This is a genomic window from Jatrophihabitans sp. (assembly GCA_036389035.1).
Classification (GTDB): domain Bacteria; phylum Actinomycetota; class Actinomycetes; order Mycobacteriales; family Jatrophihabitantaceae; genus Jatrophihabitans_A.
Genome location: DASVQQ010000008.1, coordinates 218,721 through 230,973 on the forward strand (window position 1 = coordinate 218,721; position 12,253 = coordinate 230,973).

At 68.8% G+C, this 12,253-nt stretch carries 10 protein-coding genes and 1 tRNA gene; 9 read left to right on the forward strand and 2 right to left on the reverse strand.

The genetic code is table 11. The annotated features are described in order from the left end of the window. Positions 1-40 precede the first annotated feature (40 nt). Both VF557_06110 and VF557_06115 read right to left on the reverse strand, forming a co-directional pair. The gene (locus VF557_06110; protein ID HEX8079765.1) at positions 41-1,459 is read right to left on the reverse strand and encodes a pyridoxal-dependent decarboxylase; all 1,419 of its coding nucleotides are present in this window, start codon (positions 1,457-1,459) and stop codon (positions 41-43) included. 70 nt (positions 1,460-1,529) lie between these two features. Beyond that, positions 1,530-1,610 (reverse strand) — tRNA-Leu (locus VF557_06115). A gap of 101 nt (positions 1,611-1,711) precedes the next feature. Between VF557_06115 and VF557_06120 the strand changes: the two genes are divergently transcribed. From VF557_06120 to polA, 9 genes are all read left to right on the forward strand, one after another. Next, positions 1,712-2,320: a response regulator gene (locus tag VF557_06120; GenBank protein HEX8079766.1), complete on the forward strand. Its 609-nt coding sequence runs from the start codon at positions 1,712-1,714 to the stop codon at positions 2,318-2,320. 314 nt (positions 2,321-2,634) lie between these two features. Next, on the forward strand, positions 2,635-3,795 hold the full coding sequence (locus VF557_06125) for a branched-chain amino acid ABC transporter substrate-binding protein (protein HEX8079767.1): 1,161 nt from the start codon (positions 2,635-2,637) through the stop codon (positions 3,793-3,795). Positions 3,796-3,934: 139 nt separating this feature from the next. Next, positions 3,935-4,852 carry a branched-chain amino acid ABC transporter permease gene (locus VF557_06130; GenBank protein ID HEX8079768.1) on the forward strand — a complete coding sequence of 306 codons (918 nt, stop codon included), beginning with the start codon at positions 3,935-3,937 and terminating at the stop codon, positions 4,850-4,852. Beyond that, positions 4,849-7,101, forward strand: coding sequence for a branched-chain amino acid ABC transporter permease (locus VF557_06135; protein HEX8079769.1), 2,253 nt, complete (start codon positions 4,849-4,851; stop codon positions 7,099-7,101). Before VF557_06130 ends, VF557_06135 begins: the two co-directional genes overlap by 4 nt. Beyond that, a complete protein-coding gene (locus VF557_06140) occupies positions 7,098-8,096 on the forward strand; it encodes an ABC transporter ATP-binding protein (GenBank protein ID HEX8079770.1) in 999 nt (332 codons plus the stop codon). Before VF557_06135 ends, VF557_06140 begins: the two co-directional genes overlap by 4 nt. An 8-nt stretch (positions 8,097-8,104) precedes the next feature. Then, on the forward strand, positions 8,105-8,821 hold the full coding sequence (locus VF557_06145) for an ABC transporter ATP-binding protein (GenBank protein ID HEX8079771.1): 717 nt from the start codon (positions 8,105-8,107) through the stop codon (positions 8,819-8,821). Between the two features lie 212 nt (positions 8,822-9,033). Continuing rightward, complete coding sequence (locus tag VF557_06150) at positions 9,034-9,618, forward strand: GNAT family N-acetyltransferase (GenBank protein ID HEX8079772.1); 585 nt, start codon at positions 9,034-9,036, stop codon at positions 9,616-9,618. After that, entirely contained in the window at positions 9,615-10,067 is a 453-nt protein-coding gene (locus VF557_06155) for a hotdog fold thioesterase (protein ID HEX8079773.1), read from the forward strand. The genes VF557_06150 and VF557_06155 overlap by 4 nt, the downstream gene beginning before the upstream one ends. A 40-nt stretch (positions 10,068-10,107) precedes the next feature. After that, positions 10,108-12,253 (forward strand): DNA polymerase I (polA, locus tag VF557_06160; GenBank protein ID HEX8079774.1); only part of this gene is annotated, 2,146 nt, incomplete at its 3' end.

Here is a 12,253-nt window from a genome sequence, read left to right on the forward strand (position 1 = left end):
GGCGGTCGGTGTCCATCCGCCGCGGTTCAGCCGCCGTGGTTCATCCGCTTCCGGGCAGCTGGTCGCTGATCGCCTGCCAGGCGGCCTGGACGTGCCGGCGCTCGGTCAGTACCGAGCCGATCGCCATCCGGATCGCGAACCGGCCGTTGACCTCGGTGTGCGTCAGGTAGGCCTGGCCGGAGGCGTTGACCGCCGCCAGCAGCTCCCGCCCGGCGTCGTCGCCGGCCCGCACCGCGAAGGTGACCAGCGCCAGCGGGTGCGGCGCCAGCAGCTCGAACCGGTCATCGGCGGCCACCCAGGACGCGAACTCCCGCGCCAGCCCCACATGGCCGCGGATGTGCGCGCGCAGGCCGTCGGCGCCGTACCAGCGCAGCACCGTCCACAGCTTGAGCGCCCGGAACCTCCGGCCGAGCGGCACCTGCCAGTCGCGGTAGTCGAACACCTCGCCGGACTCGCTGGCGGAGTTGCGCAGGTACTCCGGCAGGATCGACAGCGCCGCGATCAGCGCGGCCCGGTCGGCGACCCAGAACGCGCTGCAGTCGAAGTTGGTGAGCAGCCACTTGTGCGGGTTGGTGCAGTACGAGTCGGCCTGCTCGACGCCGGCGTTGATCCAGCGCAGCTCCTCGCAGACCGCGGCCACCCCGGCCCAGGCGGCGTCGACGTGCAGCCAGGCGTCGTAGCGGTGCGCCAGCTCGGCGAGCTCTGCCACCGGGTCCAGCGCCCCGGTGCCGGTGGCGCCCACCGAGGCCACCACCAGCGCCGGGGTCCAGCCGGCCGCGACGTCGGCGGCCAGCAGCTCGGCCAGGTGCGCCGGCCGGGCCGCCAGGGTGGCCGGGTCGACGTCGAGCTTGCGCAGCGCCGCGGTGCCGATGCCGGCGATCCGGCAGGCCTTCTCGACCGAGGAGTGGGTCTGGCCGGAGGTGTAGACGCTGAACCGCCCGGCCGCGACGCCGTCGGTCTCGGTGGCGCCGCCGCTGGCCCGGTGCAGGGCGGCCACCAGGGCGACCAGGCTGGCGTCGGAGGCCGAGTGCTGGATCACCCCGCCGCCGGCGCCCTCGGAGTGAAAGCACGCCGGCAGGTCCAGCAGCTGGGCCAGCCAGTCCAGCATCCGGGTCTCGAGCTCGGTGGCGGCCGGCGAGGTCGCCCACAACATGCCCTGCACGCCCAGGCCCGAGGCCAGCAGATCGCCCAGGATCGAGGGGCCGGTGGCGCTGGCGGGGAAGAAGGCGAAGAAGGACGGGTGCTGCCAGTGCGTGACCCCCGGCAGGATCACCCGGTCCAGGTCCGCCAGCACCCCGTCGAAGCCCTGGCCGGCTGCCGGCGGCTCGGCGGGCAGGCCGGCGCTGACCTCGCCCGGGGCCACCTGCGACAGGACCGGCAGGGACTCGAGCCGCTCGTAGTAGTCAGCGATCCAGTCGATGACCTCGCGACCGTGCCGGCGGAACTGCTCCGGGCTCATGTGCCCGGTCAACGGCCGCTGACCCGGCCGTGCCGGTCCGTGCGGCGATTTCCACCGCGGCCTCGATCGGTGCCCCCGGTGGGATTTGAACCCACACGCCTTGCGGCAATGGATTTTGAGTCCACCATGTCTGCCATTCCATCACAGGGGCTTGAGCCGGACGGAAGTCTAGCCCGATAGGCTCAGCACCGCGCAGTCGCGGCGGTCAGGTTGCGCGTTTTCCGAACCGCCGAAGAAGGTGGGAAGTTTTCCGTGAGCGAGCAGGCACCATCGCGCGATCAGCCCGGCGCCCGGCGGGTGCTGATCGCCGAGGACGAGGCGCTGATCCGGCTCGACCTGCGCGAGATGCTGCAGGAAGAGGGCTTCGAGGTGGTCGGCGAGGCGGCCGACGGCGAGAAGGCGGTGCAGCTGGCAGGAGAGCTGCGCCCGGACGTGGTCATCTGCGACGTCAAGATGCCCAAGATGGACGGGATCACCGCCGCCGGTCAGATCGCCGCCGCGAGGATCGCGCCGGTGGTCATCCTGACCGCCTTCAGCCAGCGCGACCTGATCGAGCGGGCCCGCGACGCCGGTGCGATGGCCTATTTGGTCAAGCCGTTCCACAAGCGCGACCTGCTGCCGGCGATCGAGATGGCCACCAGCCGGTTCGCCGAGATCAAGGCACTGGAGGCCGAAGTCTCCGGCCTGCAGGACCGGCTGGAGGCTCGCAAGCTGATCGAGCGCGCCAAGGGCGTGCTGATGGCCGAGCACCGGCTGTCCGAGCCGGAGGCCTTCCGCTGGATCCAGCGGGCCGCGATGGATAAGCGCACCTCTATGCGGACCGTGGCCGAAGTGGTAATAGCTGAGACGGGGCGTGGCTGACGCTTTGGAGCGCAGAGTAATCACTCGGTCACTACCTAGGCGAAGTATGTCCGGAGTTTAGTTAAATGTTGGAAGACTGGGACGCGATTTGATTACGACCTATAACAGTTAATCCCGATGCCATCCACCGGCGACAGAACTCAGGCTAGCGTGCACCGACAACGAGCCTGAATACAGCAACGCAACAGACCCGGGCTCGTAAGCGTCTACCAAGAGCAACATCACGGCCTATCTGAGGCACCGAGAATGAGGAGGAGACGTCAGTGCGGACTAGTTCCCTGGCGAAGATCGCCGTAATCGGCGTAGTGGGAGTCATGGCACTCAGTGCTTGCTCCAACGACGACGGCGGCGGTAACGACGGCCCCGGCATTGGTGGCAACAACACCACAGGTGGCGCCGGCGGTAACGACACCAACAAGACTTACAAGATCGGCTGGCAGGGCCCGCTGTCCGGTGACAACCAGCAGCTCGGCATCAACGAGGTCAACGGTTCCCGGCTGGCTGTCAAGGAGGCCAACGATAAGGGCGACCTCGGCTTCAAGCTCGAGATGGTCGAGTCCGACGACGTCGGCACCGCCGACAAGGCTCCGGCCGCTGCGGCCAAGCTGATCCAGGACCCCGACATCCTCGGTGTGGTCGGCCCGGCGTTCTCCGGACCCACCTCGGCCACCGGCAAGACCTACGCCGCGGCCAACATGGGCCTGATCAGCGGCTCGGCCACCAACGCCACCCTGACCTCCTCGGGCTTCACCACCTTCCACCGGGTCGTCCCGACGGACGGCGTTGAGGGCACCCAGCTCGCCGAGTGGCTGGCCAAGAAGTTCAAGAAGGTGTTCGTCGTCGATGACACCACCACCTACGGCAAGGGCGTCTCCGACGTCGTCCACAAGGTGCTGCGTGAGAAGGGCGTCACCGTCCAGCGTCAGGGTGTGGACTCCAAGACCCAGGACTACGGCGCAATCGCGCAGCGGGTGACCGGAGCCGGCGTCGAGGCGCTGTTCTACGGTGGCTATGACGCCCAGGCGGCGCTGTTCGCCAAGGCACTGGCCGCCACCGGCTTCAAGGGCCTGAAGATGACCGGTAACGGTGGCAAGTCCTCGGTGTTCACCAGTGGCGCCGGCGCTGCCGGTAACGGCTGGTACTTCGCCTGCGGCTGCCAGGACGCGACCACCGCTCCCGAGGCCAAGGCCTTCGCCGAGGCGTACGAGAAGATGTTCAACACCCCGCCCTCGACCTACTCGCCGGAGTCCTACGACGCCACCAACGCGCTGATCGAGGCGGTCAAGGCGGCCGTGAAGAAGGGCACCCCGACCCGTAAGGCGGTTGTCGAGGAGATCAAGGCGCTCGACTACAAGGGCATCACCGCCCAGATCAAGTTCGCTCCCAACGGTGAGGTCGCCAACGCAACGGTGAATCTGTACACCCAGAAGGACGGCAAGATCGTGATGCTCGGCAAGATCCAGGAACAGCCCTAACCTCGGCTAGCCCTGTAAAGCAGTAACCCCAGATGAGGGGCGCGGGAATTTCGGCTCAGCCGGAAGGCGCGCCCCTCATCTGTGAGTTCGCACGGCCATCCAGTCGTCCTGCCGGAAGGTATGAAGCGTGACCGACTTCATGAATTACCTGATCCTTGGGCTGACCCGAGGATCGATGTACGCCCTGATCGCGCTGGGCTACACGCTCGTGTACGGAGTGCTGCAACTGATCAACTTCGCGCACAGCGAGGTGTTCATGTCCGGCGCCTTCGGCAGCTATGCGATCGTGCACCTGCTGGTGGGCGACGGTAAGGCAACGCCGTCCTGGGCGGTTCCCCTGGTCCTGCTCGCGGGCATCATCTCGGGCGCCCTGCTGGCGGCTGTCATCGCCTGGGCGCTGGAACGGGTGGCCTATCGGCCCCTGAGAAAGCGCGGGGCGCCCAAGCTGGCGTTCCTGATCAGCGCGATCGGCGCCTCGTTCTTCCTCTCCCAACTTTTCGGCAAGTTGTTCGGCCGGCTGACCTCCAACAGCTTCCCCGAGTTCTTCGACCAGAACGCGGTGATCTTCAAGCCGTTCGGGGCTGAGGTCCGGGTCCTGCAGATCGTCATCATCGCCTCGGCGATTGCCATGATGATCTTCCTCGACCGGCTGGTCACGGTCACCAAGCTCGGCCGCAGCATCCGGGCCATCTCGGAGGACGCCCCGACCGCGGCGCTGATGGGGATCGACATCGACAAAACCATTTCGCGGACCTTCATCATCGGCGGCCTGCTCGGCGGCGCCGCCGGCTTCCTGTTCGGCCTCAACTTCAGCTTCGGCAACACCATGGGCTTCATCCCCGGCGTCAAGGCCTTCGCGGCAGCGGTGCTGGGCGGCATCGGAAATATCCGCGGCGCGATGATCGGCGGCCTGTTGCTCGGTATCGTCGAGAACCTGGTCCCCGTGGTCAACATCGATACGAAATGGACTGACGTCGTGGCATTCGTGGTGCTCGTACTGGTGCTCATGTTCCGTCCGACCGGCATCCTCGGCGAGCGTCTGGGGCGTGCGGCATGACCCGGCCGTTCGGCATGACGCGCAATTCCAACCTGCTGGGCAGGCTGTTCGCCTGCCTGGCCGGCGCGCTGGTGCTGTCGTTGATGTGGGGGCCGCAGGAAGGCAGCTTCGGCAACTTCTACTTCGTCCTCAAGAAGGGCCTGTTCGAGCCCCGGGTGTTCATCTTCCTGGCGCTCGGGGTGATCGTGTTCCTGGCGATCACCTTCTGGCCGAAGGTGGTCCCGTACCTCACCCGGCCCGGTGTCTGGCCGCTGATCGCCGGCCTGTTGACGGTGATCGCGTCCCAGACCCTGATGCACTGGGCCGATCAGATCGGCGACGCCAAGTTCGCCACGGTGGCCAACGCGGTGGCCAACACCAATGGCATCTCACCGCTGGCCTCGGCCTTCTTCGGCGGGCTCGCCTGGGCGCAGCTGGTGGTGGTCGTGCTGCTGCTCGGCGCCGCGATCGTGACCGGCGTGCGCAACTTCGGCTGGGCCGCGGCGGTGGTCAGCCTCGCCGCCGCCGTGATCGCCTACCTCTCGCACCGCGCCGTCATCGACCTGGCCGGTGGCGCGGACCATTCGCTGGGCATGTACGTCTGCGTGGTCGGCTACCTGGTGCTGATGACCGCCGGCCTGGTGGTCGCGATGTCGGATGCCCAGGTGGCCAACACCCGCGGAGCGGTGAACCGGGTGCTCGGCTGGCGCCCCGGGCTGCCGCTGGTGGTGATCGGCGCCGTGCTCGGACTGATCTCGATGAGCACCTCGGCCTGGTTCTCACCGGAGAACCTCAACGCCACCCTCACCGACACCAGCGACGTGTTCCGCAACGCCGGCCTGGCCCCGATCGCCTCGCAGTACCTGATGTGGCTGGGGTGGGCGCTGTTCGCGGCCAGCCTGGTGCTCAGCGGGGCGGCCAGCTACCTGCGGATCCGCACGCTGGGCTGGGCCGGAGCCGTGGTGGGCGGCGTGGGCGTGGCGCTCACCATCCTGACCCTCTACCGCATCAGCAGCCTCGGCGCCAAAGAAGAGTTCGACGGGGCGACCGGGCCGTGGCAGAACCTCGGCGCGGGCGGCTGGATGACCGCCGCGGCGCTCTTCCTGATCGGGGCCGGCGGCTACATCGCCGCGACTGCCCCCCGCTACGCCGAGACGAGCGTCGAGGTCGACCCGGACGCCGTCGCCTCCGGCCGGTCCGCGACCTCGAGCTTCCTGACCGCACCCGGCGCGGTGCGCAGCTGCGTCATGATCGCGGTCGCCCTCGCGCTGTTCTACCCGCCGACCGCCAACGGCTTCTGGCAGTCGGTGCTGGTCTCCCAGATCGGCATCTACGTCCTGCTGGCGATCGGCCTGAACGTGGTGGTCGGCTGGGCCGGCCTGCTGGACCTGGGTTTCATCGCCTTCTACGCCATCGGCTCCTACACCACCGCCTACCTGGTGGGCTCGCTGCCGGTGAAGCCGCCGTCCTGGCTGAGCATGAGCCCGCTGCTGGCCATCCCGTTCGCGGTGGTGATCTGCCTGCTGGCCGGTGTGGCCCTGGGCGCGCCGACCCTGCGGTTGCGCGGTGACTACCTGGCGATCGTGACTCTCGGCTTCGGTGAGATCATCCGGATCGTGGCGGTCAACGCCGACGAGGTGACCAACGGCAGCCAGGGCCCGGTCACCGCGGTGCCGCACCCGGTCATCGACGCCGGCCCGGTGTCGATCACCTGGGGACTGAACCAGCTGCAGTACTGGTACCTGCTGCTGGTGCTGGTGCTGATCGTGCTGCTGGCGTTCCGGCGGCTCGAGCACTCCCGGATCGGGCGCGCCTGGGCCGCGATCCGCGAGGACGAGGTGGCCGCCCAGGCCACCGGCATCAACACCTTCCGGATCAAGCTGCTGGCCTTCGCCATCGGCGCCTCGACCTCCGGGGTGGCCGGGGTGTTCTTCGCCAGCCAGGTCGGGTTCTTCACGCCTGACAACTTCCTGCTGAACAACTCGATCCTGGTCGTGGCCTACGTGGTGTTCGGCGGCATGGGCTCGCTGCCCGGCGCGATCGCCGGCGCGGCGCTGCTGACCTGGCTGCCGGAGTTCCTCAGGGACCAGGTGCCCGCGGCCGACCGGCAGATGTGGATCGGCGCCGTGGTGCTGCTGATGATGATCTTCCGTCCCGGCGGCGTGCTGCCGGCCCGTCGTCGAGCGGTCGAGCTGTCCGGACTGCCCGAACACCAGAGACCGGCCCCGGAAGTCAGAGACGTTCCCATTCGCGAGGGGGCAGCGAAATGACCTCGACGATGCACGACTCGGCTACTCACGAGCAGCCGACCACCGGCACCGACGTCGTCTTCGACGTCCGCAACGTCACGTTGCGCTTCGGCGGTGTGACCAGCCTCAACGACGTCTCGCTGCAGATGTACCGCGGTGAGATCCTGGCGGTGATCGGGCCGAACGGCGCGGGCAAGACCTCGCTGTTCAACTCCCTGACCGGTGTCTACACACCGCAGGAGGGCGCCATCGAGGTGCGGGCCCGGGTCGGGGATTCCCCGACCAGCGTGATCGGCCTCAAGACCCACCTGGTGAACCGGCTGGGAGTGGCCCGGACGTTCCAGAACATCCGGCTGTTCCCGGCGCTGACGGCGCTGGAGAACGTCAAGGTCGGCATCGAGACGCGCCAGAAGTCCGGATCGATCGCGGCGATGCTCGGGCTGCCGCGCCAGCGCCGGGAGGAGCGGGAGAGCACCGAGGCCGCCTACAAGCTGTTGCACCGGGTCGGCCTGGAACGGCGGTCCAACGACATCGCCGGCTCGCTGGCCTACGGCGAGCAGCGCCGGCTCGAGATCGCCCGGGCACTGGGCACCTCGCCCGGGGTGATCCTGCTCGACGAGCCGGCCGCCGGCACCAACCCGGCCGAGAAGCGCGAGCTGGCGACGCTGATCCAGAGCATCAACGTCGACGACGGCGTCAGCGTGCTGCTGATCGAGCACGACATGAAGCTGGTGATGTCGATCGCGCACCGGATCATCGTGCTCAACTTCGGCGAGAAGATCGCCGAGGGCAGCCCGGAGCAGATCCAGCGCCACCCGGAGGTGGTCGCGGCCTATCTCGGAACCCCGGCCGACGAGGTCTCCGAGATGGACCTGACCCAGCCGGAGCTGCACCGGATCGACACCGCGACCTCGCTGGACGAACTGGTCGGGCAGACACCGGAGGAAGCCGCGGCCGAGCACGAACATGAGCACGGGCACGAGCACGAACACCACAGAGGGGGACTGCCGTCGTGAGCGAGGCGCTGCTGCAGGTCGATGACATCGAGGTCCGCTACGGGGCCATCAGGGCTCTCAAGGGGGTCAGCTTCGAGGTCTTCGAGGGCGAGGTGGTGGCCCTGCTCGGCGCCAACGGCGCGGGCAAGACCACGACCCAGAAGACGGTGTCCGGCATGCTCCAGCCGTCCCTCGGCCAGATCATCTTCGACGGCGAGCGGATCGACGGCATTCCGCCCCACAAGCTGATCAGCATGGGGATCTGCCACGTTCCCGAGGGCCGCCGGGTGTTCCCCCGGATGACGGTGCACGAGAACCTGGAGATGGGCGCCTTCCGGTTCAAGCGGCCGGACACGCAGGTGTTCGACCGCGTCCTGGAGCTGTTCCCGCGGCTGGGCGAGCGGATCAAGCAGCCCGCCGGCACGCTGTCCGGCGGCGAGCAGCAGATGCTGGCGATCGGCCGCGCGCTGATGGGCAAGCCGCGGCTGCTGCTGCTGGACGAGCCGTCGATGGGTCTGGCCCCGCTGATCGTCAAGCAGATCTTCGACATCGTGCGTGAGATCAACTCCACCGGGGTGACCGTCCTGATCGTCGAGCAGAACGCCGCGCAGGCGTTGGCGCTGGCCAACCGGGGCTACGTCCTGGAGACCGGTGAGCTGGTGCTCAGCGGCACCGGCCGCGAACTGCTGGCCGATGACCGGGTGCGGGCTGCGTACCTGGGCGAGGAGATCGCCGCCGTCTCCTAGGAGCACGGAGGCCGGCGTCACCGCCTGCGCTACCGAAAAGACGGATGTTTAGTCACCCTCGGTAGGTAGGTGGTGACGGGCAGTTTCGTAGCGGGGCAATACCTCCCATTGCTCTGTCGGACCGGTCGCGCGCGCGCTAGGGTGCGTTCGGGTTCGCCACTGAAGTGGCGAACCCGCCCAGCGTCGGGATCAACTCGAAATCGGGAGCGGATGTGTCGAGAGGCAACCTGCGTATCAGACCCGGCGCGCTCTCCGATATCAACGACCTCATCTCCCTCACCGTCGAGAACGGGGTCACCGAGCACATCGGGCGCCGGGGCCGCAAGGGTGACCTGAGCTCCGTGGCCGACCGTTTCCGCTCGTTGCTCTCCGACATCGACCGGCTGGTGCTGGTGGCGGTGGACGAGGCCAGCGAGCAGCTCGTCGGGTTCGCGGTGCTGCTCGAGGAGCAGATCGGCGTGCTGGCGCCCACCACCACCCTCTACATCTCGCACCTGCTGGTGGCCCCGTCCTTCCGCAGGCGCGGCGCGGGGCGGGCGCTGCTGACCGGAGCGGTCCGGCACGCCGAGGACCGTGAGATCAGCCATGTGGTCGTCGGGGTGCAGGCCGGCTCCCGGGACGCCAACCGCTACCTGGCCCGGCTGGGCTTCGCACCGCTGGTGGTGCGCCGGATCGCCTCGGTCACCGCGCTGCGCCGCAGCCTCGGAATCGCTGACACCATGGACCGGGTCGCGCTTCGCCGCCGCCGCACGGTGCGCGGGGTGATCCCGAGCCGTGTGGTAGGCAGAGGGGCATGATCACACCCGCGCAGCAGGCGATGCTCGATGAGTTCCAGAAGCGTTGGGACGGCACCGACGAACAGCTGGCCCCCCGGATGGGCATCGAGATCGTGGACAACGACCCGAACCGCCTGGTGGCCACCATGCCGGTGACCGGCAACCGCCAGCCTTACGGGCTGTTGCACGGCGGCGCCTCGGCGGTGCTGGCCGAGACCCTAGGCTCGTACTCGGCGGGCCTGCTGGCCGGACCGGACCACATCGCCGTCGGGGTCGAGCTCAGCTGCAGCCACAATCGCATGGCCACCGAAGGCGTCGTCACCGCCGTCTGCACCCCCATCCACGTCGGGCGCACGCTGTCCTCGTTCGAGATCGTGATCACCGATGACCAGGGCCGCCGGACCTGCACCGCCCGGCTGACCTGCGCCATCCGGCCGGCCCACCACGCGGGGCTGGCCAGCTCGCACTGAGCGGCAGGACTGTCCGACGGTGGGCCTAGACTCAGCCACCGTGACAGCTGCTGACTCCACGCCCAGACTGCTTCTCATCGACGGCCACTCGATCGCCTACCGGGCCTTCTTCGCGCTGCCGGTCGAGAACTTCTCCACCAAGGCCGGGCAGCCCACCAACGCGGTGTTCGGCTTCACCTCGATGCTGATCAACCTGCTGCGCGACGAGCAGCCGAGCCATCTCGCGGTCGCCTTCGACGTCAGCCGGCAGACCTTTCGCAGCGAGTCCTACCCCGAGTACAAGGCCAACCGCTCCAGCACCCCGCAGCCCTTCCAGGGGCAGGTCTCGCTGATCCAGGAGGTGCTGGCGGCGCTGCGCATCCCGATGCTGTCGCTGCCCGGCTACGAGGCCGACGACGTGATCGCCACCCTCACCGAAGAGGCCGCCGAGCACGGCATGCAGGTCCTGATCTGCACCGGTGACCGCGACGCGCTGCAGCTGGTCAACGAGCGGGTCACCGTGCTGTACCCGAAGAAGGGCGTCTCCGAGCTCACCCGGTTCACCCCGCAGGAGGTGCAGGCCAAGTACGACCTCAGCCCGGCCCAGTACCCCGACTTCGCCGCGCTGCGCGGTGACCCCAGCGACAACCTGCCCGGCATCGCCGGCGTCGGGGAGAAGACCGCCGCCAAGTGGATCCGCGAGTACGGCTCGCTGGAGCAGCTGGTGCAGCGGGTCGACGAGGTCAAGGGCAAGGTCGGTGACGCGCTGCGCGAGAACCTCGGCTCGGTGCTGCGCAACGCCCAGCTGACCAGGCTGGTGCGCGACGTCGACCTCGACCTCGGGGTGAGTGAGCTCAGCCGCCAGCAGTGGGACCGCGACGAGGTGCACCAGCTTTTCGACAACCTGGAATTCCGGGTGCTGCGCGAGCGGCTGTTCGCCACCCTGGCAGCTCCCGAGCCCGAGGCCTCGGAAGGCTTCGACGTCGAGGTGCTGCGGCTGGGGCCTGACGAGGTGGCCGGGTTCCTGGCCGAGCACGCCACCGACGGCCGCCGGGTGGGGGTGTCCTTCGGCGGAACCTGGGGCCGCGGCACCGGCACCCTCAACTCGGTGACGCTTGCCTGCGCCGACGGCGCCGCCGGCTGGGTCGAGGTCGTCCAGCTCACCGAGTCCGACGACAAGGCGCTGGCCGGCTGGCTGGCCGATCCCGACCTCGCCAAGGCCTGCCACGACATCAAGGGGCCGGTGCTGGCGCTGGCCCAGCACGGCTGGAAGCTGGCCGGGGTCAGCTCGGACACCCAGCTGGCCGCCTACCTGGTGCAGCCCGGCCAGCGTGCCTTCGACCTGGCCGACCTCGCGCTGCGCTATCTCAAGCGCGAGTTGCGCGACGAGTCCGGCCCGGCCACCGGCCAGCTCACCCTCGACGGCGGCCTGGAGGAGTCCGACAACGCCCGGGCCCAGGCCGAAGCGGTCCGGGCCTCGGCGATCCGTGACCTTGCCGACGCTCTGGACACCGAGCTCGCCGGCCGGGGTGGCACCGCCCTGCTCACCGACCTCGAGCTGCCGCTGACCTTCGTGCTGGCCGACATCGAGGCCACCGGCATCGCGGTGGACACCACGCACCTGACCGAGCTGCAGTCCGAGCTCGCCGCGGCGGTGCTCGACGCCGAGACCGAGGCGCACGCGCTCGTCGGCCGCCGGTTCAACCTCGGCTCGCCCAAGCAGCTGCAGCAGATCCTGTTCGACGAGCTGAACCTGCCGAAGACCAAGCGGACCAAGACCGGCTACACCACCGATGCCGACGCACTCCAGGCGCTCCACGCGCAGACGGGGCACCCGTTCCTGGCCGCGGTGCTGCTCCACCGCGATGCCACCCGGCTCAAGGTCACCGTCGACGGGCTGCTCAAGTCGATCGCAGACGACGGGCGCATCCACACCACCTACAACCAGATGATCGCGGCTACCGGCCGGATCTCCTCGACCGAGCCCAATCTGCAGAACATCCCGATCCGCACCGAGGAGGGGCGGCGCATCCGCGAGGCGTTCGTCGTCGGCCACGGCTTCGAGTCGCTGATGACGGCCGACTACAGCCAGATCGAGATGCGCATCATGGCGACCCTGTCCGAGGACGCCGGCCTGATCGAGGCTTTCATGGGCGGGGAGGACCTGCACACGACCGTGGCCTCCCGGGTGTTCGGGGTGGAGCCCG